Below are 20,662 nucleotides of genomic sequence, written 5' to 3'. Positions count from 1 at the left end.
TTCAGCTCGCGACGGGCGGCTTGGCCACCGAGCACAGGCGGATCGAGTCGGCGAGGATTTCAATCGCCTTGGGGCGTGGGAAGCTGGCACGCCAGGCGATGACCACGGTGCGGAACGGCACGGGCGGCGCGAGTGGCCGCACCTCGATGACGCCGGGCGCGTAGTGATGGCTGTCCACCGCCGAGAATGGCAGCACGGAAACACCGAGCCCGGAGGCGACCATGTGGCGGATGGTTTCCAGGGAGCTGGATTCAACTGTGGTGTGCTTGGCCGCTTCGCTGCCCTTGACCAGGGTCGGACACGCTTCGAGGACCTGGTCGCGGAAGCAGTGGCCTTCGCCCAGCAGCAGCAGGCTCTTGTCGTTGAGCAGGGCGCTGTCGATAGTTTCCTTCTGGGCCCAGGGGTGCGAGGCTGGCATCAGCACGTAGAATGGCTCGTCATACAGCGGCAAGGTCAGCACATCGGCTTCGCTGAACGGCAGGGCGATGATCACCGCGTCCAGTTCGCCGTTGCGCAGCTTGTCGCGCAGGATATGGGTGAAGTTTTCCTCGATATACAAGGGCATCTGCGGGGCGACCCGATGCAGTTGCGGAATCAGGTGTGGGAACAGGTAGGGACCGACCGTATAGATCGCACCGACTTTCAGCGGCGCGACCAGTTGGTTTTTCCCGGCCTGGGCCAGTTCACGGATGCCCTGGGCCTGTTCCAGGACCTTTTGTGCCTGGGCAACAATGCCTTCGCCGACTGGCGTCAGGCGCACGGCGCTCTTGCTGCGCTCGAAAATCAGCACACCGAGTTCGTCTTCCAGCTTTTTCACGCCCACCGATAGCGTCGGCTGGCTGACATGGCAGCGTTCGGCCGCGTGACCGAAATGCTGCTCTTGGGCAAGGGTAACGATGTAGCGTAATTCTGTCAGAGTCATAGCAAGCGTCCATAAGGTTGCAGGCCAAGCATAACGGCTGCAATCGATAGACGCACGTTATCAGACGCAGGATAAGTGACGATTGTCGTTAATTTAATTAAACGACCGATTTGTGGGAGTGGACCGCAAGCTCCGGGGAATACCGCACCTGCGGGAGTGGGCTGGCTGGCGACGTTTTCAGCGGCCATCGAGGGTTTTCTCGCGACGGTTCGGCGTCGCTCCTCTAGCGGCCACGTTTGTCGATGGAGTAGACGAAGGGCGCGACAATCTCAATGCTGCCGTTGGTGAGCATGTCTGCCGGTGGCTTGGGCAGCGGCTCGGCACGGCGGATCATTTCCAGAGTAGCACGGTCCAGGTCGGCATTGCCCGAGCGGCCCACCAACTCGTAAGAGAGGACCTTGCCTTCGGCATCGACGACGAAGCGCAGACGGTTCAGGCCTTCCTTGCCACGCGATTGAGCAGCCGGCGGGTACTTCTTGTATTTGCTCAGGTGTGCCAGCAAAGTGCCCTCCCAGCTTGCCTTGGCGGCGAGCTGCTGTGGCGAAGGCCCCGGTGCCGGTGCGGCGGATTTTTCCGGAGGGCGGTTGGTCGGCGGCTCTTCGGCAGGCTTCTCTTCCTTGGGCTTTTCCTTTTCCGGTTCCTTCTTCACTTCCGGTTTCGGTGGCTGCGGTTTGGGCTTGGGTTTGACTGGCTTTGGTACCGTGATCGTCGGCTTCGGTGCTTCGGCGAGCTTGGGCAACGGCGGTTCTTCCACGGGGGCCGGTGGCTGCGGTGGCGTCACCACCTTGGGCGGTGCCGGAGGCGGCGGAGCTGGCGCAAGAGGGGCCAGCTCGACCATCATGGCCTGCGGCGGCAGTTCGATCGGTTTGGACACCGACCAGTTCAAGGTGGCGAGAATCGCCGCCGCGTGAATGCCCAGCACCAGGGCCAGGCTGGCGCCGTAACGCGTCAGCTTATGGCGCGTCGTGATCATTTCTTGGTTGCCGTCTCGAGTCCGACCAGGCCGACCTTCAGGTAACCGGCTGTGCGCAGGGAATCCATGACGCGCATCAGGTCGCCGTAGTCCACGCCCTTGTCGGCCTGGAAGAAGATGGTGGTGTCTTTTTTGCCGTGGGTCTTGGCGTCCAGGGCTGCCCCCAGGGACTCGGCCTTGACCTCGTCTTCACCGAGGAACAGGCGTTGATCGGTCTTGACGCTGAGGAACAGCGGCTTCTCCGGACGTGGAACCGGCTTGGCCGTGGAAGCAGGCAGGTCGACCTTGATGTCCACGGTGGCCAGAGGGGCCGCGACCATGAAGATGATCAGCAGCACCAACATTACGTCGATAAACGGCGTGACGTTGATTTCATGGTTCTCGGCCAGATCGTCGTCCGCGCCTTCTTTCAAATGCAGACCCATGGCCGATTACCCTACTTTGACCATGTGCGGTTGGCTGGTGCGTTCCGGCAGCAGGTGATCGAGATCGCGGCTGACCAGCAGCAGGACTTCAGCCGAAGCGTCGGACACCTGGGCCTTGTAGCCGGCGATGGAGCGGGCGAAGACGTTGTAGATCACCACCGCCGGGATCGCGGCGACCAGGCCCAGGGCAGTGGCCAGCAGGGCTTCGGCGATGCCGGGGGCAACCACGGCGAGGTTGGTGGTCTGGGTCTTGGCGATGCCGATGAAGCTGTTCATGATGCCCCATACGGTACCGAACAGGCCAACGAACGGCGCGGTAGAACCGATGGTGGCGAGCACGCCAGTGCCGCTGCTCATGTTGCGACCACAGGCGGCGACCAGGCGTTCCAGGCGGAAGCTGACGCGTTCCTTGATCCCTTCTTTCTCGCGGCTGTTGGCCGACAGGCGCATTTCTTCGAGCGCGTCGTGTACCAGCAGGTTGGCCAGGGTGCCCGCCTTGGCTGCGCTGGCGCTGGCTTCCTTGAGGGTGGTGGCGGTCTTCAGGTTGGCGATTTCACCACGCAGACGACGTTTGGCGCCCAGCAACTCGAAGCCTTTGGCGATCCAGATGGTCCAGGTGATGATCGAGGCGATGGCCAGGCCGATCATGACTATCTTCACGATGATATCGGCATTCTTGTACATACCCCACGGCGACAGGTCATGGCCCAGGCCCAGGCTGGTGTCCTCGGCTGGCAGCACGTCGATGTCGGTCGGCGTGGCGCTTTCAGCCTGGACCGAGTCGGCAGCGACGCTAGGGGTGGCCTGTTCGGTCGTAGCCGGTGCGGTGGCCGCAGGCGCGCTGTGGTGGGTCGGCTCGTCGGCGAATACGGCGGTCGGGGCCAGCAGCAGGCTGAACAGCAACGCAGCAATCGAACGCCAGGCGCGTGAAGGGGTGTGGAGCTGGTTTGGCGAGGCGGTGGATTGATTGCGTATCATGCTGGCCGGACCTGAGCGAATTAAAATGGATCTTGTCCTTCCAGGCCTCGTTGGGCCGAGAACAAATGGTCGGGCATTATTGCAAGTAATTCTTGTTAACAGAAGTGATAGTGTCTGTTTTTTCTTTCATTGCTAGCGGTTCGTCCATTCTCGACGCTAGTCCTTGGCTCTTTTGTGGAGATTTCCGATGTCTGCTCCTTCTGTTCTGATCGCCGGTTGTGGTGATGTCGGTGGTCGTCTGGCAACTCAATTGCTGGTCCGGGGTTGGCAGGTGTATGGCCTGCGCCGCTCGATTTTGCGCCTACCGGAAGGTGTTCTGGGGGTGGCGGGCGACCTGTTCGCCGAGCAGCGTCCGGCGGACTGGCCGAGCGGTCCACTGGATTACCTGGTGTATTGCGCGGCGGCCACCGATCACGATGAAGCCGGTTATCGGGCTGCTTATGTCGAAGGCTTGCGACATGTCCTGAACTGGCTCAAGCAGTCGCAGCAGCAGCCCAGGCGCTTGCTGTTCGTCTCCAGCAGCAGTGTGTATGTGCAACGCCAGGGCGAATGGGTCGATGAAACTTCGCCAACCGAGGCCGAGGGTTATTCCGGGCGCTTGATGCTCGAGGCCGAGCAACTGGCGCTCGACAGCGATTTTCCGGCGAGTCGGGTGCGTCTGACGGGGATCTACGGGCCAGGCCGCGAGTGGTTGTTGACGCAGGTGCGTCGCGGATATCAGGTGGCTGTCGAGCCGCCGTTATATAGCAACCGCATTCATGTCGATGACGCTGCCGGGTTGCTGGCGTTCCTGCTGGAGGCGGATCGGGCGGGCAAGGCGTTGGAGGATTGTTATATCGGCGTCGATGACACGCCAGCGCCCCTGGCCGAGGTGGTGGGCTGGTTACGCGAGTACCTGGGGGTGACCGGGTGGGACACCGAGTCCAGTGTTCGTCGCACTGGCAGCAAACGTTGCAGCAATGCCCGGGCGCGGGCGCTGGGTTGGGTGCCTGGGTACGCAAGCTATCGCGCGGGGTATGCGGCGATTCTTGGCGGGCGTTGAGAGGCGTTCATGGAGCCCGCTCACTGCAAGGGGGCTGCGCAGATGAGGGCTTGCCCTACTTCTCCAGCAGCCACTGGCGATTGCCGGGGTAAAGCTGTGGTTGTTCATCGGCTTGAGCCGAGTTCAACGCCTGGAAAATTTCCAGTTGCTTGTCCTTGCGCACAAAGATCCAGGCACTGCCCTGGTCACCCTGTTGCAGCCAGATACTGTCGTTACCGCTGCTCATGGACGCACAGTCGCCCGCCAGGCACAGCGCATAGCGGTCGTTGCCCGGCAAGCCTTCGAGGCGTCCGTCCGCAAAGAATTTCACCCGAGCACCTTCACCTGGGCCGCTGACGATTTTCCAGTCGCCACCCATATAGCTCGAATAGAGGGCTTGTTCGAAGCTGGCGCCGACCGGGGCACCGACCGGCAGCTCTGCCTGGGCGCGGACAAACGGTTGTTCGGGCTCGGAATCGCTGGCGCCCTGAATCAGCTCTTTGCCGTCCCGGATCAGTGAGGTGCCGGTGCTGCCATAGAAATCAACATGCCACTTCTGCTTGCCGTCTTCTCGCACATGCCCTTCAGGGCGTTCGAAGCCGTTGCTGTATTTAGCCTGGCCGTTGCGGGTGTCGACATTCCATTCCAGGTTCGGCCCGTAGGTTTCCAGGGCTTCACGCAAGCTGCCCTTTTTTACGGCCGCGTCGATGGCCTTTTGGTTGATCCAGGTGCCGCTGATGTCATATTTGGCGGGGTCGCTGGCACAACCGCCGAGCAGGAGGGCAAGCGCCGAGAAGGCAAGCACTTTGTGCATGGTGGAATCCTTGCAGACGAGGCTGGCGCAGTGTGGAAGGCTGCACCAGGCCGTGCGGGGTTGTTCCGCGGGAACGTGACCGCAGTGGTTATTCGATGACCAGGATCGCGTCCATTTCGACCTGCGAGCCACGGGGCAGGGCTGCGACACCGATGGCGGCGCGAGCCGGGTACGGTTGTTCGAAGTACGTGCCCATGATCTCGTTGACCTTGGCGAAATGGCTCAGGTCGGTCAGGAAGATGTTCAGCTTGACGATGTCCTTGAACGAGCCGCCGGCTGCTTCGGCCACTGCCTTGAGGTTCTCGAAGACCTGGACGGTCTGAGCTTCGAAGCCTTCGACCAGTTCCATGGTTTTCGGGTCCAGGGGAATCTGCCCGGACATGTATACGGTGTTGCCGGCCTTGATCGCCTGGGAGTAGGTACCAATGGCGGCCGGGGCCTTGTCGCTGCTGATAACGCTTTTGGTCATGCTTGACTCCTTGTAATGTTTGGGCTGGGCGGTTACGCGCGCATGCGGGTAATGCGGATCACCCCGGTCAGGGCGCGCAATTTCTTGATCACGCGGGCCAGGTGTACGCGGTCGTGCACGCTGACCACCAGTTGGACCACACTAATGCGACCATCGCGTTCGTCCATGCTGATTTTCTCGATATTGCCATCGGCCGCGTTGACACTGCTGGCCAACAGGGCGATCAGGCCGCGCTGGTGTTCCAACTCCACACGCAGCTCGACGTTGAATTCGCCGGTGACATCCTTGGCCCAGGAGAGCTGGATGCATTTTTCCGGATTGTGGCGGATTTCGCTGATATTACGGCAGTTGTCCAGGTGTACGACCATGCCCTTGCCTGCGGACAGATGGCCGACAATCGGGTCGCCGGGGATCGGCGTGCAGCACTTGGCATAGCTGAGTACCAGGCCTTCGGTGCCGCGAATCGCCAGCGGACCTTCAGGGCTGGGCAGTTGTTCGCCTTCGCCGAGCAGGCGGCGGGCGACCACGTAGGCCATGCGGTTGCCCAGGCCGATATCTTCCAACAGGTCCTCGATCAGCTCCAGGCGGTACTCGTTGAGCATCAGTTGGATACGTTCGGCCGGGATTTTGTCCAGGGCACTGTCGAAACCGTTGAGGACTTTGTTCAGCAGGCGTTCGCCAAGGCTGATGGATTCGGAGCGGCGCTGTAGCTTCAAGGCATGACGGATATGTGTGCGAGCCTTGCCGGTGACCACAAAGTTGAGCCATGCCGGGTTCGGTCGGGCGCCAGGGGCGCTGACGATTTCGACGGTGGAACCGCTTTGCAACGGCTCGGACAGTGGCGCGAGACGACGATTGATCCGACAAGCAATGCAGCTATTGCCGACATCGGTGTGTACCGCATAGGCGAAGTCGACCGCCGTGGAGCCTTTCGGCAACTCCATGATCCGGCCTTTGGGCGTGAAGACGTAGACCTCGTCGGGGAACAGATCGATCTTCACGCTCTCGATGAATTCCAGGGAGTTGCCAGCGCGCTGCTGCATCTCCAGCACGCCCTTGACCCACTGGCGGGCGCGGGCATGGGTGCCCTTGGGCTGCTCGTCGCCGCTGGACTTGTACAGCCAGTGGGCGGCGATGCCGTTGTTGGCCATCTCTTCCATTTCGCGGGTACGGATCTGGATCTCGATCGGCACGCCGTGCATGCCGAACAGTGTCGTATGCAGCGACTGGTAGCCGTTGGCCTTGGGAATCGCGATGTAGTCTTTGAAGCGACCGGGCAGGGGCTTGTACAAATTATGTACAGCGCCGAGCACGCGATAGCAGGTATCGACCTTGTCGACGATGATCCGGAACGCGTAGACGTCCATGATCTCGTTGAAGGCCCGGCGTTTGCCGCGCATCTTGGTATAGATGCCGTAGAGGTGCTTCTGTCGGCCGCTGACCTCGCCCTGGATGCCATCGATGGCCAGGCAGTGGCTGAGGGATTGCTCGATCTTGTTGACGATTTCCTTGCGATTGCCCCGGGCGCGCTTGACTGCCTGGTAAATCCGCGCCGAACGCATCGGGTGCATGGCCTTGAAGCCAAGATCTTCGAACTCGACGCGGATCGCATGCATGCCCAGCCGGTTGGCGATGGGTGCGTAGATTTCCAGGGTTTCCTTGGCAATGCGTCGACGCTTCTCGCCGGACAGCACCTCCAGGGTCCGCATGTTGTGCAGGCGGTCGGCGAGCTTGACCAGGATGACGCGGATATCGCGGGCCATGGCCATGGCCATCTTCTGAAAGTTTTCCGCCTGGGCCTCGGCCTTGGTCTCGAAGTTCATCTGGGTCAGCTTGCTGACCCCGTCGACCAGTTCGGCCACGGTCTCGCCGAACTGCGCCTGCAGCGCTTCCTTGGCGATTCCGGTGTCTTCGATCACGTCATGCAGCATCGCGGCCATCAGGCTCTGATGGTCCATGTGCATGTCGGCAAGGATATTGGCCACCGCCAGCGGGTGCGTGACGTAGGCTTCGCCACTGCGACGACGTTGGCCATCGTGGGCTTGTTCGGCGTAGAAATACGCCCGGCGGACCAGATTGACCTGGTCGGCGCCGAGGTAGGTCGATAAGCGATCGGCGAGGGCGTCTATGCTCGGCATGAGGTTTCCCTCGACCGAAGCCTTGTACCTTGCGCCGTGCTGTCTCGACCCGGCATAGGTTTAGACGGCCTCGTTGGACTCGTCCTCGAACGCCGCGAACAGAGGTTCGTCTTCGACGATCTCCTCGTTGGCGATCATTTCGTAGCTCACCAGGCCTTCGGCAATTTCACGCAGGGCCACAACGGTAGGCTTGTCGTTTTCCCAGGCGACTTTCGGCTCTTTGCCACCGGTCGCCAGTTGACGAGCACGCTTGGTGGAGAGCATGACCAGCTCAAAACGGTTATCCACGTGTTCTAGGCAGTCTTCAACGGTTACGCGGGCCATGGTGTTCCTCGTAGCAAATGCGGTAGGCGCGCTGCCCGGATGGGCGAGCGGACTGAACAGTTTAAAAAATCACCAGCGATTAGGGAAGCGCTGTTTTTTTGCAGACGCCTAAGCGTGCTACTGATAAGTAGCAATGTAAGGCCCCCGTAGCGGCTTTGGGAAGCCTTGGTTACGCCAGCAATTCACTCAGCAGGACGCTGAAACGCTGCTGCTGGGATTGCTGTTGCAACTGGTTGGCGCGGAAAATCGCCTTGAGGTCGTCCAGCGCATGGGCAAAATCGTCGTTGATGATCAGGAAATCGTATTCGACGTAGTGACTCATTTCACTGACCGCTTCGCGCATCCGGCCTTCGATGATCTCGTCGCTGTCCTGGCCTCGGTTGGTCAGGCGCTGGCGCAGGGCGTGCTGGGTCGGCGGCAGAATAAAGATCGATTTGGCTTGGGGCATTTGCCGGCGTACCTGTTCGGCGCCCTGCCAGTCGATTTCGAGGATCAGGTCGTGGCCTTCGTCGAGGCTCTGCTGCAGGTGACTCTGCGAGGTGCCATAGAGATTGCCGAAGACTTGCGCCTGCTCAAGGAAGTCGCCCTGCTCGATCATCCGCACGAACTCCGTGCGGTCGACGAAGTGGTAGTTCACTCCGTCGACTTCGCCCGGACGCATGGCGCGGGTGGTATGCGAGACCGAGACGCGGATCTGCGGTTGAGCATCGATCAGCGCCTTGACCAGGCTGGTCTTGCCCGCGCCCGACGGTGCGGAAATGATATAGAGGGTGCCAGTGCTATGGGTCATGTCGGGGTAGCCTTACTCGATATTCTGTACTTGTTCGCGCATCTGCTCGATCAACACCTTGAGGTTGACCGCTGCGGTGGTGCTGCGCGGGTCGAAGGCCTTGGAGCCTAGGGTATTGGCTTCGCGGTTGAGCTCTTGCATCAGGAAGTCCAGGCGCCGGCCAGCGACCCCGGCGGATTTGAGCACCCGGCGTACTTCGATAATGTGGGTGCTCAGGCGGTCGAGTTCTTCGGCCACATCGCTTTTCTGTGCCAGCAAGACCATTTCCTGTTCCAGGCGTAGCGGGTCCAGCTCGGCCTGCATGTCGGTGAAGCGGTCGAGGATTTTCTGGCGTTGGGTGGCAAGCATTTGTGGCACCAGCTCGCGCAGGATCAGGACATCTTCCTCGATAGAGGTCAGGCGTTCGTTGATCAAACGGGCCAGCTCCGCACCTTCGCGCTCGCGGCCATTCTTCAGCTCCTTGAGGCCTTTATTGAACAAGGCCAGCGCTTCCTTGTTGAGGGCTTGCGGGTCGCTGGCATCGGCCACCAGCACGCCAGGCCAGGCCAGCACTTCCAGCGGATTCAGCGCGGCCGGCTGCTTGATCAGGCCGGCGACGGTCTCGGCGGCGGCAATCAGTTGCGTAGCGCGTTCGCGGTCGACCTGCAGTGGCTTGCCGGTGGTTTCCTCGCTGAAGCGCAGAGTGCATTCCAGCTTGCCCCGTGACAGTCCCTGGCGCAGGGCCTCGCGCACTGCGCCTTCGAGGTCGCGAAACGCTTCCGGCAGGCGCAGGTGCGGCTCCAGGTAACGGCTGTTCACCGAGCGCAACTCCCAGCTCAGGGTGCCTTGGATTGCGGCGCTTTCGACGCGGGCGAAGGCGGTCATGCTGTGGACCATGGAAGTACCTCGCTGTTCGGGCCTGCCGGCGTTGCCGGGCTTGACCTGATAAATAAATGAACGCCGAGCGGCAGCAAAGGCACGGGATTGTAGCGCAGTGCGGTGAATGCCCCAAAACTTGTGGGAGCGTTTCATGGGTTTGGCGCGACGGTAACTTTTAAGCAGTGCCCAGCACAGGCTATGACCTCTATAATGCCGGGTAGATTTCCGTCCCTGTGCAGGTATTCCCAGATGAAACGTCCAAGTGGTCGTGCCGCCGATCAGCTCCGCTCGATCCGCATCACCCGCAACTACACCAAACACGCCGAGGGATCTGTACTGGTCGAGTTCGGTGACACTAAAGTGATTTGTACGGTCAGCATCGAGAATGGGGTGCCACGCTTCCTCAAGGGGCAAGGTCAGGGCTGGCTGACCGCCGAGTACGGCATGTTGCCGCGGGCCACCGGCGAGCGTAACCAGCGCGAAGCGAGCCGTGGCAAGCAGGGCGGCCGGACCCTGGAAATCCAGCGCTTGATCGGTCGGTCGTTGCGCGCTTCGCTGGATATGTCCAAGCTGGGCGACGTGACCCTGTATGTCGATTGCGATGTTATCCAGGCCGATGGCGGTACCCGCACCGCCTCCATCACCGGTTCCATGGTGGCGCTGGTCGATGCCCTGGCGGTGATCAAGAAGCGTGGTGGCCTCAAGGGCGGTAGTCCGCTCAAGCAGATGATCGCCGCCGTCTCGGTGGGCATGTACCAGGGTGAGCCGGTGCTCGACCTGGACTACCTGGAGGACTCCGCCGCCGAGACCGACCTTAATGTGGTGATGACCAGCACTGGCGGTTTCATTGAAGTTCAGGGCACTGCCGAGGGCGCGCCGTTCCAGCCGGAAGAGCTGAATGCGATGCTGGCACTGGCACAAAAAGGCATGAACGAGATCTTCGAATTGCAGAACGCTGCGCTGGCTGACTGATTATTCGGATTTTCCCGCCAGCCACAAAAAAGCCGACGCGATGTCGGCTTTTTTGTGGCTGTGGATAACTGCTCAGATAGTCAGCATCCAGTCGTAGTCGACGATCAGCGGCGCGTGCTGCGAGAAGCGCGGCTGGCGCGGCAGGCGTGCGCTGCGCACGAAGCGGCGCAAGCCCGGCGTTAGGATCTGATAATCGAAGCGCCAGCCGAGATTGAGCATCTCGGCCTGCTCGTTATCCGGCCACCAACTGTACTGGTCGCCTTCGCGGCTGACTTCGCGCAGGGCATCGACATAGCCCATGTTGCCGACAATCTCGTCCATCCAGGCCCGTTCAGGCGCCAGGAAACCCGGAGATTGCTGGCTGTCGCGCCAGTTCTTGATGTCGAGCTTCTGCTGCGCCACGTAGAGTGAGCCACAGTAGATGTACTCGCGTCGCTTGCGCCGCTGTTTATCCAGGTAGCGGGCGAAATCGTCCATAAGCTTGAACTTCTGGTTCAAGTCTTCATCGCCGTTGCGCCCTGATGGAAGCAGCAAGGTCGCAATGCTGACCTTGTCGAAATCGGCTTGCAGGAAGCGCCCATAGCGGTCTGCCGTCTCGAAACCGAGACCGCTGATGACAGCCTTCGGTTGCAACCGCGAATACAGAGCCACGCCACCTTGGGCGGGGACTTCGGCATCGCAGGCATAAAGGAAGTAGCCATCCAGTTGGAAGGCTGGGTCGTCCAGTTCAAAGGCGGAGGCGCGGGTGTCCTGCAGGCAGATAACGTCGGCATTCTGGGCTTGCAGCCAACTGAGCAAACCTCGCTCGACTGCGGCCTGAATACCATTGACGTTCACACTAATGATCCGCATAAATGGCCCCAAAAATCACGTGCGTGTATGATACCCGAGGTCTACCTAATTAGCTAAATCCGTGGTACTTGGGACTTTCTTCATGCAGGCGTATCAGCGCGATTTCATTCGTTTTGCCATCGATCGCGGGGTTTTGCGCTTCGGTGAGTTCACTCTGAAGTCCGGACGCACCAGTCCTTACTTCTTCAATGCCGGCCTGTTCAACTCGGGCTCCGCCCTGGCTCAGTTGGGGCGTTTCTATGCCGCGGCGATCATCGACAGCGGTATGGCTTTCGACGTCCTGTTCGGTCCGGCCTACAAGGGCATTCCCCTGGCGGCCGCGACCGCCGTGGCGTTGGCCGAGCATCACCGGCTCGATCTGCCATGGTGCTTCAACCGCAAGGAGGCCAAGGCCCATGGTGAGGGCGGCAGCCTGGTTGGCGCGCCCTTGGCGGGCAATGTGCTGATCGTCGACGACGTGATCACTGCCGGCACCGCGATTCGTGAAGTGATGCAGATCATCGCCTCCCAGGACGGTGCCCAGGCTGCGGGCGTGTTGATTGCGCTGAACCGCCAGGAGCGCGGCAACGGTGAGTTGTCGGCGATCCAGGAAGTGGAGCGTGACTTCGGGATTGCGGTAGTCAGTATTGTGTCGCTGAACCAGGTCCTTGAATTCCTCGCCGACGACCAGCAGCTCAAGCAGCATCTGCCGGCGGTCGAGGCTTATCGCGCACAATACGGGGTCTGACCCTTCTTGAGGCTCGGATACCCGTGGCTGGCCCTGGTTCTTGGGGCTTCTGTCGCCGTGCAGGCGGACGATGTGCTGCTGTACCGTTATGTCGATGACAAGGGCGTGACGGTATTGAGCCGTCAGGGCGTACCGCCGGAGTACATCGGCCAGGGTTATCAGGTGCTCAACCCACGTGGCCGGGTGATCCAAACCGTGGCCCCGGCGCTCAGCGTCGAACAGATCCAGCGGCAGCAGGTCGAGAAAGTCCAGGCCGATGCCAATGCCCGGTTGCTGCGGCGTTACTCCAGCGTCGATGAGGTCGACAAGGCGCTGGCGCGCAAGCTGGTCGAGCTGGATGGATTGATTGCCAATGCGCAGACCAATCTCCAGGCGTCGCTGGCCCGCCAGGCCAGTTTGCATGGTCAGGCAGCGGAGCAGGAGCGCGCTGGCAAGGAGGTTTCTCCACAGCTGCTGGCCCTGCTCGCCGGTTTGCGCGATGAGCAGGCCCGAATGAAAGCCGATATTGATAAGTATCAGGCGGCGCGGGTCCAGTCCCAGCGGGATTTCGCGGCGGACCGGGCGCGGGTCGAGCAGTTGTTGCGCTGATTGGCAAAAAAGCCCTACCCGGTTTCCCGGAGCAGGGCTTTTTATTGCTAGTGGCGCTTGCGATTGCTGATCAGGGTGCCCATGCCGGTATCGGTGAAGATCTCCAGCAGGACGGCATTCGGCACCCGGCCGTCGATGATCAGCGAGCTGCCAACGCCGCCCTGGACCGCCTCCAGCGCGCACTGGATCTTTGGCAGCATGCCGCCGTAGATGGTGCCGTCGGCGATCAGGCCGTTGACCTGGTCAGTGCTCAGGCCGGTCAGAACGTTGCCTTGCTTGTCCATCAGGCCCGCAATATTGGTCAGCAGCATCAGCTTTTCGGCCTTCAGTGCTTCGGCAATCTTGCCCGCGACCAGGTCGGCGTTGATATTGTAGGACTCGCCATTAGCGCCCACGCCAATCGGCGCGATCACCGGAATGAAATCGCCCTTGACCAGCAGGTTCAGCAGATCGGTGTTGATACCGACCACTTCGCCGACCTGTCCGTAATCGATGATTTCCGGTGCGGTCATTTCCGGGGTCTGGCGGGTCACGGTGAGCTTTTTCGCACGAATCAGTTCCGCGTCCTTGCCGGTCAGACCGATGGCGCTGCCGCCATGGCGGTTGATCAGGTTGACGATGCTCTTGTTCACCAGGCCACCGAGGACCATCTCCACCACGTCCATGGTCTGTGCGTCGGTGACGCGCATGCCGTCGACGAAGTGGCTCTCGATGGACAGGCGCTTGAGCAGGTCGCCGATTTGCGGGCCGCCACCATGCACCACCACAGGGTTGATACCCACGGCCTTCATCAACACGATATCGCGGGCAAAGCCGGTCTTCAGCTCTTCGCTTTCCATAGCGTTGCCGCCGTACTTGATTACCAGCGTCTTGCCGACGTATCGGCGAATGTAAGGCAACGCTTCGGAAAGAACCTTGGCGGTATTGGCGGCGGCATCGCGTTCGAGGGTCATTCAGGGCTCCGGTGGAACAGGTGGTCAGACGGTGTTTTACACCGTCTGGAGGTCAGAACGGTAGTAGCAGGTCGGGTGCAACGCGTTTGAGCTGCGCGTGGAACACATCCTTGATGCGCTGCAGCTCGGCTTCGGTATCGGCTTCGAAGCGCAGCACCAGCACCGGTGTGGTGTTGGAGGCGCGAACCAGGCCCCAGCCTTTGGGGTAGTCGACCCGCACACCGTCGATGGTGGTCAGGTTGGCGTCGCCCCATTGTGCGTCGTGCAAGGCTTCAATGATGCTGAATTTGCTCTCGTCAGTCACATTGATATTGATTTCCGGCGTGGAAATATCATTGGGGAAAGTCGCGAACAGTTCCTCGGCGCTGGCTTTCTCCTGGCTGAGGATCTCCAGCAGGCGCGCGGCGCTGTAGATGCCGTCGTCGAAACCGAACCAGCGCTCCTTGAAGAAGATATGGCCGCTCATCTCGCCTGCCAGCAGGGCACCGCTCTGCTTCATTTTCTTCTTGATCAACGAGTGACCGGTCTTCCACATGACTGGGCGGCCGCCATATTCCTGAATCAAGGGAATCAAGCGCCGAGTGCATTTGACATCGAAGATGATATCCGCGCCCGGATTGCGCGACACCACGTCCTTGGCGAACAGCATCAGCAGGCGGTCGGGGAACACGATGCTGCCGGTGTTGGTCACCACGCCGACACGGTCGCCGTCGCCGTCGAAGGCCAGGCCCAGGTCGGCGTTGGTTTCCTTGACTTTGGCGATCAGATCCTCGAGGTTTTCCGGCTTGCCAGGGTCCGGGTGATGGTTCGGGAAGTTGCCGTCGACGTCGCAGAACAGCGCAATCACTTCGCAGCCCAGGGCTTCGATCAGTTGCGGGGCGATCACGCCGGCGGCGCCGTTGCCGCAATCGACCACCACCTTGAGTTTTTTCGCCAGTACGATGTCTTCGCGGATCTGCTTGAAGTAGCGGTCGAGGATATCGACTTTCTCGATGCTGCCCTTGCTACTGCTCAAATCGTTGGTTTTCAGGCGGGTATGCAGGGCCTGGATCTGTTCGTTGGCCAGGGTGTCGCCGGCGATGACGATCTTGAAGCCGTTGTAGTTCGACGGGTTGTGGCTGCCGGTGAGCATGACCCCGGACTTGCCGGCCAGCACGTTGGCGGCGTAGTACAGCGCCGGTGTCGGCACCAGACCGACATCGCTGACATGGCAGCCGCTGTCGTACAGGCCCTGGATCAATTGTTGGACCAGCTCCGGGCCGGACAGGCGTCCGTCACGGCCAACCGATACATTCGGTTCGCCCTGGGCCAGGCTCTGGGAGCCGATGGCGCGACCGATCCAGTAAGCAGTTTCGGCGGTCAGGGTTTCCGGAATCGTGCCGCGAATGTCGTAGGCGCGAAAGATGCTGTCGGGGAAAGTCGGGACAGTGCGTGTGGTGCTGTTCATGGCGAGAGGATGCTCCGTTCTCAGGAAATCTTGGTTTTCGTCGAGAATGTCGATATCAGGGATATCGGTATCTTGGAACAGCGGGTCGATCCATTCGGCAACTTGGGTGGCAGTCTGGATTGGCGCTGGGGCACTGCTGGTCGTCGGGCCTGGATCGATGCCGGGATTATTCGCGGTGGCGACAGGCTGACCGTTGCGCTGAGAGAAGCGTGCCAGATCCTGCGCCAGTCCGTTGAGGGCCGGCAGGCTCAAACCGAAGGCTTTGACGGTTTTTCCGCCAGAGAGTTCGTGAAACAACTGTTCCAGCTGTCGGACATCGCCGTCGAGGCGGTTTTGCAGGCGTTTGTGGGTCAGATAGATGCCCAGCAAGGCGCCGCCCAGGGCGAACAGGGCGGCAAGTGCCGTCAAGACGTAGGCGCTCAAGGGGTAAGGCAACTTGAGCAAGGGGCCGGGGCTGAATTTCAGCACCCAGTTGGGATTGCCGGTGCCCAAGGGATAGCTTGCGTCCGTGGTGGCCGTTCCGCGCTGATCCAGCACTTGTTCCGGGCTACCGAAGACACTTTGCGTCAAGCGCAACTCACCCGTCTGCGGGTGCGATGTGGCGAGGGGTTGGAGCAGTCGTTGCAGATCGAAGACCAACAGCAGGGTGCCGCCACTTTGGGTTTCGGCGGGCGCCGTGAGCGAGGCGACGCTATAGACCAGCCAACGTTGGCCAAATTTGTAGGCTTGTGGCGCCGGACGGGTCCCTCGCTCGGCACGGGTGATCATATCCAGCACCGAGAAATTCAGCGGCGCGGCGCGGTCATTGCCCGGTTGGGCCTGGCCGGGTAGGTAGAGTTGCGCGTCCACCAGGCCGTTGGCGAAGCGCAGGCCTGCTTCCGCGGCCTTGACCTGATCGGCATTCTGGCTTTGCAGGGCCTTGAGCAGCGAGGGGTCAAGGGCCGTCGCCTCGGTCTGGGCGATCAGATCGTGGGTCGCCTGGCTCAGACCCGCGGACGCCACAAGGCCGGGGAGCAGCGCATAGTTGCTGCGCAGCGTGTGGCTCCACGGCTCGACCACGCCAAACCACAGCAGCGCGGCAGCCAGGACCAGCCCGCTCAAGGCAATCCCCAACCCTGGTAACAAAGTCGTGGTGACATCGCCTGGAGGCTCATGGCCGTTGCGTTCATGACCGTTGGCGTTTTTTGCGCTGCGTTTGATGCCTTTCAAATACCGCCTCCGCGAAACTCATCCTCAAATGCAGCGCGAATTATTCAGGCCGGGTGCGGGACCCGACATGAATCAGCGTAGGTCAATGGCTGCCGGAATGCCCGAACCCCCCGGCACCGCGTTGGCTTTCGTCGAACGCCTCGACCAGCTCGAAGTGCGCCTGTACCACCGGCACCAATACCAATTGGGCAATGCGCTCGCCGACGGCGATATTGAAGGCGGTCTGGCCGCGGTTCCAGCACGAGACCATCAGCTCGCCCTGATAGTCCGAGTCGATCAGGCCGACCAGGTTGCCCAGCACGATACCGTGTTTGTGGCCCAGGCCGGAGCGCGGCAAGATCAGCGCGGCCAGGCCCGGATCGCCGATATAGATCGCCAGGCCGGTAGGGATCAGCAGGGTCTGGCCCGGTTCCAGCACGCTGTCATGTTGGAGCATGGCACGCAGGTCGAGGCCGGCCGAGCCAGGTGTGGCGTACTGCGGTAGCGGGAACTGGTTGCCGATGCGTGGGTCGAGAATCTTGGCTTGCAAAGCATGCATGTGGATTAAACCTGGTTCAGTCGTGTGGCGATAAAAGAGATCAGTTGGCGGGCAATCTTGCCTTTGCTGGTCTGGGCGAAAAGTGTCTCGTGTAGCTCCCGATCGATCACGCTGCAGGCGTTTTCCTCGCTGTTGAAGCCGATACTGGGATTGGCCACGTCATTGGCGACGATCAGGTCGAGGTTCTTGTCTTTCAGCTTGCGCGCGGCGTAGTCGAGCAGATGCTCGGTCTCGGCGGCAAAACCGACGCTGAATGGGCGATCGGGGCGGGAGGCAATGGTGGCCAGAATGTCCGGGTTGCGCACCATCTGTAGCAGCAGGCCGTCGCCGTTCGTAGGGTCTTTCTTGAGTTTTTGCCGGGCGACGACTTCCGGGCGATAGTCCGCGACTGCCGCCGAGGCGATGAACAGGTCGCACGGGATCGCGGCTTCGCAGGCGGCGAGCATGTCTCGGGCGCTGACCACATCGATGCGGGTGACCCGATCCGGAGTCGGCAGGTGTACCGGACCGGTGATCAGGGTGACACGGGCACCGGCTTCGACGGCGGCCTCGGCCAGGGCAAAACCCATTTTCCCGGAGCTGTGGTTGGTGATGTAGCGTACTGGGTCGATGTTTTCCTGGGTTGGGCCGGCAGTGATCAAGACCTGCTTGCCGGTCAGCGCCAGGTGCTGGAAGCAGTCGGCGGCGCGCTGGGCCAGGTCGCTGGCTTCGAGCATGCGCCCCAGGCCGACATCGCCGCAGGCCTGGCTGCCGGAGGCCGGGCCGAAGACTTTCAGGCCCCGGCTCTGCAACAACTGGGTGTTGGCCTGGGTCGCTGGGTCGCGCCACATGGCCTGATTCATCGCCGGGGCGATGGCCACGGTGGCGTCGGTGGCGAGCACCAGGGTGGTCAGCAGGTCATCGGCGATGCCTTGGGACAGCCGTGCAATCAGGTCGGCGGTCGCGGGCGCGATCAGCACCAGATCGGCCCATTTGGCCAGTTCGATATGGCCCATCGCGGCTTCGGCTGCCGGGTCGAGCAGATCCAGGTGCACCGGGTGCCCGGACAGTGCCTGCAGGGTCAAGGGGGTGATGAACTCGCTACCGCCACGGGTCATGACCACGCGCACTTCGGCGCCCTGATCGATAAGTCGGCGAACCAGCTCGGCGCTCTTGTAGGCGGCAATGCCGCCGCCGACGCCGAGAACGATGCGTTTCCGATACAGCCGCTGCATAGGCTTGCCTTTTAGTCCAATGATTGCCACCCCTGACGACGCCTCCCCAGGCCGGATCAGGGGTAAAAAAGATGGGCTACGATAACACAGCGCCCGTTATGGAACAGCGGGCCCCAAAGGACAGGGAGGTGTGATGAGTATCCGTAATTGGCCGGCCGCGGAGCGGCCACGGGAGAAGCTTCTGCAACTGGGATCGGCGAATCTGTCCGATGCCGAGCTACTGGCGATCTTCTTGCGCACTGGCGTTTCCGGCAAAAGTGCGGTGGATTTGGCGCGACATCTTTTGGGAAAATTCGGTAGTTTGCGTAGCCTGCTGGAGGCGGATCAGCGCGAATTCAGCCGTGAGCTGGGCTTGGGGCCAGCGAAGTTCGCGCAGTTGCAGGCGGTGCTGGAGATGGCCCGCCGTCATCTGGCCGAGCGCCTGCGCCGTGATTCTGCCCTGGAAAGCCCAGGGGCGGTGCGCGATTACCTCAAGGCGATGCTGCGCCATGAACCTCATGAGGTGTTCGGTTGCCTGTTTCTGGACGCCAAGCACCGGGTGCTGGCCTTCGAAGCGCTATTTCGCGGTTCCATCGACAACGCCAGCGTCTATCCACGGCAAGTGGTCAAGCGGGCGCTGGCGCACAACGCGGCGGCGTTGATTTTGTGCCACAACCATCCTTCGGGCGTTGCCGAGCCCAGCCAGGCGGATCGGCTGTTGACCCGGCGTCTGCAGGACGCGCTGGAGTTGGTCGATGTGCGGGTGCTCGATCATTTCATTATCGGCGAGGGCGAGCCGTTTTCGATGATGGAGCATGGGTTGATGTAATGCGCCCTCGATGAATGTTCGATCAATGCTTGAGAGTGATCCTGGAGAAGTCCTGGCGCCCGAATGGGCTCACCTGATAACCCTGGACATCCTGGCGTACCAGGGCGAAGGCGGTCGGATGGGCCAGTGGCAGCCAGAGCGCCTGTTGCTGGATCTGGGCCTGGGCCTGCTGGTAGAGCTTGCTGCGCACGCCCTGTTCGCTGGTGGTTTTCCCGGCGCTGATCAGCTTGTCCAGGCCGGCATCGCAATAACGCGCGAAGTTGGTGCCGGACTTTACGGCGGCGCAGGAAAATTGTGGGGTCAGGAAGTTGTCCGGGTCGCCGTTGTCGCCAGCCCAGCCCATGAACAGCAAGTCATGCTCGCCTGCCTTGGCGCGACGAATCAGCTCGCCCCATTCGATCACGCGAATTTGCGCCTGGATACCTATTTGCGCCAGGTCAGCCTGCAGCAGCTGCGCGCCAAGGCTCGGGTTGGGGTTGAGCAAACTGCCTGAGGGACGGGTCCAGAGGGTGGTCTTGAAACCGTCCTTGAAGCCGGCCTTGGCCAGCAACGCCTTGGCCTTCGCCGGGTCGTAGGCGTAGCCGGGCAGATCCCCGGCATAGCTCCAGGTATTGGACGGGTAAGGGCCATGGGCGGCTTCGGCGGTGTCTTCGAAGACGGCCTTGAGGTAGCTGGTCTTGTCGAAAGCCAGGTTGATCGCCTGGCGGACTTCCGGCTTGTCCAGCGGTGGATGCTGGCTGTTGATGGCCAGGAAGGCAGTCATGAAGGCCGCGTTCTTCTCCACTTTGAGCGCAGGGTCCTTGCTCGCCGAAGCGACGTCCAAAGGCTTGGGCGACAGGGCGATCTGGCATTCGTTGCGTCGCAACTTCTGCAGCCGCACGTTGGCGTCCGGGGTGATCGCGAATATCAGGTTGTCGACCGCCGGTTTGCCGGCGAAGTAGTCCGGATTGGCGGTATAGCGGATCGACGCATCCCTCTGGAACTGCCTGAAAACGAAGGGGCCGGTGCCGATCGGTTGACTGTTGAGTTTCTCCGGCGTATGGGCGGCCAGCAACTTGTCGGCGTATTCCGACGAATAGATGGAGGCAAAGCCCATACTCAGCGCCGCCAGAAAGGTCGAGTCCGGGTGATCCAAGGTAAAGCGCACGGTCAGCGGATCGATGGCTTCGATGCGTTTGATCAGAGCTGGCAGTTGCAGCGATTGGGCATGGGGGAAACCGCTTTGGGCGATCTTGTGCCAGGGATTGGCTGGGTCCAGCATGCGTTCAAAGCTGAAGCGGACATCGGCCGCAGTCAGGTCGCGAGTCGGCTTGAAGTAGTCGGTGTGGTGGAATTTTACCCCCGAGTGCAGCTTGAAGTCGTAGGTCAGGCCGTCATCGGAGACGTTCCAGCTATCGGCCAGGCTCGGCACCAGCTTGCCGCCGGCGGCGTCGAAGTCCACCAGGCGGTTCATCAGCACATCCGCCGAGGCGTTGGTGGTGGTCAACGAATTGTATTGCACGACGTCGAAGCCCTCCGGGCTGGCTTCGGTGCAGACGCTCAGCGAGGTCGCGGCCAAGGCCTGTGGGCTGAGAAACGGGACGAGCAATAGCGGTAGGGCAGCGAAACGCATATTCAGTTTCCTTTGCAGGTCGTTGTCCCA

The 20,662-nt window shown here is 61.3% G+C and carries 21 protein-coding genes; 5 read left to right on the top strand and 16 right to left on the bottom strand.

Annotated elements, in window-relative coordinates; translation table 11 throughout:
* Position 1: 1 nt before the first annotated feature.
* The 4 genes from AWM79_RS02630 to exbB all read right to left on the bottom strand — a co-directional run bounded on the left by AWM79_RS02630 (position 2) and on the right by exbB (position 3,298).
* Positions 2–922, bottom strand: a complete 921-nt coding sequence (locus AWM79_RS02630) for a hydrogen peroxide-inducible genes activator (RefSeq protein ID WP_060782086.1) — start codon at positions 920–922, stop codon at positions 2–4.
* Between the two features lie 223 nt (positions 923–1,145).
* Positions 1,146–1,895, bottom strand: a complete 750-nt coding sequence (locus AWM79_RS02625) for a TonB family protein (RefSeq protein WP_017130343.1) — start codon at positions 1,893–1,895, stop codon at positions 1,146–1,148.
* Positions 1,892–2,320 (bottom strand): TonB system transport protein ExbD, encoded by a 429-nt coding sequence (gene exbD, locus AWM79_RS02620; protein ID WP_017130342.1) that lies wholly within the window; start codon positions 2,318–2,320, stop codon positions 1,892–1,894. The genes AWM79_RS02625 and exbD overlap by 4 nt, the downstream gene beginning before the upstream one ends.
* Before the next feature lie 6 nt (positions 2,321–2,326).
* Entirely contained in the window at positions 2,327–3,298 is a 972-nt protein-coding gene (exbB, locus tag AWM79_RS02615; RefSeq protein WP_060782085.1) for a tonB-system energizer ExbB, read from the bottom strand.
* Between the two features lie 187 nt (positions 3,299–3,485).
* Here exbB and AWM79_RS02610 point away from each other — a divergent pair, with 187 nt between their 5' ends.
* Positions 3,486–4,340, top strand: coding sequence for an NAD-dependent epimerase/dehydratase family protein (locus AWM79_RS02610; protein ID WP_060782084.1), 855 nt, complete (start codon positions 3,486–3,488; stop codon positions 4,338–4,340).
* A 55-nt stretch (positions 4,341–4,395) separates the two neighbouring features.
* On the opposite strand, the gene AWM79_RS02605 is transcribed toward AWM79_RS02610, so the two are convergent.
* The 6 genes from AWM79_RS02605 to AWM79_RS02580 all read right to left on the bottom strand — a co-directional run bounded on the left by AWM79_RS02605 (position 4,396) and on the right by AWM79_RS02580 (position 9,730).
* Positions 4,396–5,133, bottom strand: a complete 738-nt coding sequence (locus AWM79_RS02605) for a hypothetical protein (protein WP_060782083.1) — start codon at positions 5,131–5,133, stop codon at positions 4,396–4,398.
* Positions 5,134–5,221: 88 nt separating this feature from the next.
* Positions 5,222–5,602, bottom strand: coding sequence for a RidA family protein (locus tag AWM79_RS02600; protein WP_017130338.1), 381 nt, complete (start codon positions 5,600–5,602; stop codon positions 5,222–5,224).
* A 32-nt stretch (positions 5,603–5,634) separates the two neighbouring features.
* Complete coding sequence (spoT, locus tag AWM79_RS02595) at positions 5,635–7,740, bottom strand: bifunctional GTP diphosphokinase/guanosine-3',5'-bis pyrophosphate 3'-pyrophosphohydrolase (RefSeq protein WP_060782082.1); 2,106 nt, start codon at positions 7,738–7,740, stop codon at positions 5,635–5,637.
* Positions 7,741–7,800: 60 nt separating this feature from the next.
* Entirely contained in the window at positions 7,801–8,064 is a 264-nt protein-coding gene (gene rpoZ / locus AWM79_RS02590; protein WP_010447888.1) for a DNA-directed RNA polymerase subunit omega, read from the bottom strand.
* Between the two features lie 169 nt (positions 8,065–8,233).
* Positions 8,234–8,854 (bottom strand): guanylate kinase, encoded by a 621-nt coding sequence (gene gmk / locus AWM79_RS02585; protein WP_017130336.1) that lies wholly within the window; start codon positions 8,852–8,854, stop codon positions 8,234–8,236.
* A gap of 12 nt (positions 8,855–8,866) precedes the next feature.
* Positions 8,867–9,730: a YicC/YloC family endoribonuclease gene (locus AWM79_RS02580; RefSeq protein ID WP_060782081.1), complete on the bottom strand. Its 864-nt coding sequence runs from the start codon at positions 9,728–9,730 to the stop codon at positions 8,867–8,869.
* A gap of 231 nt (positions 9,731–9,961) precedes the next feature.
* On the opposite strand from AWM79_RS02580, the gene rph reads away from it, so the two are divergent.
* Positions 9,962–10,684, top strand: coding sequence for a ribonuclease PH (rph, locus tag AWM79_RS02575; RefSeq protein WP_017130334.1), 723 nt, complete (start codon positions 9,962–9,964; stop codon positions 10,682–10,684).
* 72 nt (positions 10,685–10,756) lie between these two features.
* Here rph and AWM79_RS02570 read toward each other — a convergent pair whose 3' ends face one another.
* Positions 10,757–11,536, bottom strand: a complete 780-nt coding sequence (locus AWM79_RS02570; protein ID WP_060782080.1) for an exodeoxyribonuclease III — start codon at positions 11,534–11,536, stop codon at positions 10,757–10,759.
* 82 nt (positions 11,537–11,618) lie between these two features.
* Here AWM79_RS02570 and pyrE point away from each other — a divergent pair, with 82 nt between their 5' ends.
* Both pyrE and AWM79_RS02560 read left to right on the top strand, forming a co-directional pair.
* Positions 11,619–12,263 (top strand): orotate phosphoribosyltransferase, encoded by a 645-nt coding sequence (gene pyrE, locus AWM79_RS02565; protein ID WP_017130332.1) that lies wholly within the window; start codon positions 11,619–11,621, stop codon positions 12,261–12,263.
* A 6-nt stretch (positions 12,264–12,269) separates the two neighbouring features.
* Positions 12,270–12,851 (top strand): DUF4124 domain-containing protein, encoded by a 582-nt coding sequence (locus AWM79_RS02560; RefSeq protein WP_026013002.1) that lies wholly within the window; start codon positions 12,270–12,272, stop codon positions 12,849–12,851.
* Positions 12,852–12,898: 47 nt separating this feature from the next.
* Here the strand turns inward: AWM79_RS02560 and argB are convergent, their stop codons facing one another.
* From argB to coaBC, 4 genes are all read right to left on the bottom strand, one after another.
* Entirely contained in the window at positions 12,899–13,804 is a 906-nt protein-coding gene (gene argB / locus AWM79_RS02555) for an acetylglutamate kinase (protein WP_017130330.1), read from the bottom strand.
* A 52-nt stretch (positions 13,805–13,856) separates the two neighbouring features.
* Complete coding sequence (gene algC / locus AWM79_RS25360; protein WP_208599941.1) at positions 13,857–15,251, bottom strand: phosphomannomutase/phosphoglucomutase; 1,395 nt, start codon at positions 15,249–15,251, stop codon at positions 13,857–13,859.
* Between the two features lie 1,291 nt (positions 15,252–16,542).
* A complete protein-coding gene (gene dut, locus AWM79_RS02545; protein WP_017130328.1) occupies positions 16,543–16,998 on the bottom strand; it encodes a dUTP diphosphatase in 456 nt (151 codons plus the stop codon).
* A gap of 5 nt (positions 16,999–17,003) precedes the next feature.
* On the bottom strand, positions 17,004–18,212 hold the full coding sequence (gene coaBC / locus AWM79_RS02540; RefSeq protein ID WP_017130327.1) for a bifunctional phosphopantothenoylcysteine decarboxylase/phosphopantothenate--cysteine ligase CoaBC: 1,209 nt from the start codon (positions 18,210–18,212) through the stop codon (positions 17,004–17,006).
* Between the two features lie 133 nt (positions 18,213–18,345).
* On the opposite strand from coaBC, the gene radC reads away from it, so the two are divergent.
* Complete coding sequence (gene radC / locus AWM79_RS02535) at positions 18,346–19,020, top strand: RadC family protein (RefSeq protein WP_017130326.1); 675 nt, start codon at positions 18,346–18,348, stop codon at positions 19,018–19,020.
* A 22-nt stretch (positions 19,021–19,042) separates the two neighbouring features.
* On the opposite strand, the gene AWM79_RS02530 is transcribed toward radC, so the two are convergent.
* Positions 19,043–20,632 carry an ABC transporter substrate-binding protein gene (locus tag AWM79_RS02530; RefSeq protein ID WP_060782079.1) on the bottom strand — a complete coding sequence of 530 codons (1,590 nt, stop codon included), beginning with the start codon at positions 20,630–20,632 and terminating at the stop codon, positions 19,043–19,045.
* Positions 20,633–20,662: the final 30 nt, after the last annotated feature.

Source organism: Pseudomonas agarici, from assembly GCF_001543125.1.
Lineage (GTDB): Bacteria > Pseudomonadota > Gammaproteobacteria > Pseudomonadales > Pseudomonadaceae > Aquipseudomonas > Aquipseudomonas agarici.
Note: the sequence above shows the minus strand (reverse complement) of the source record. Positions and strands in the feature narration are given on the sequence as shown.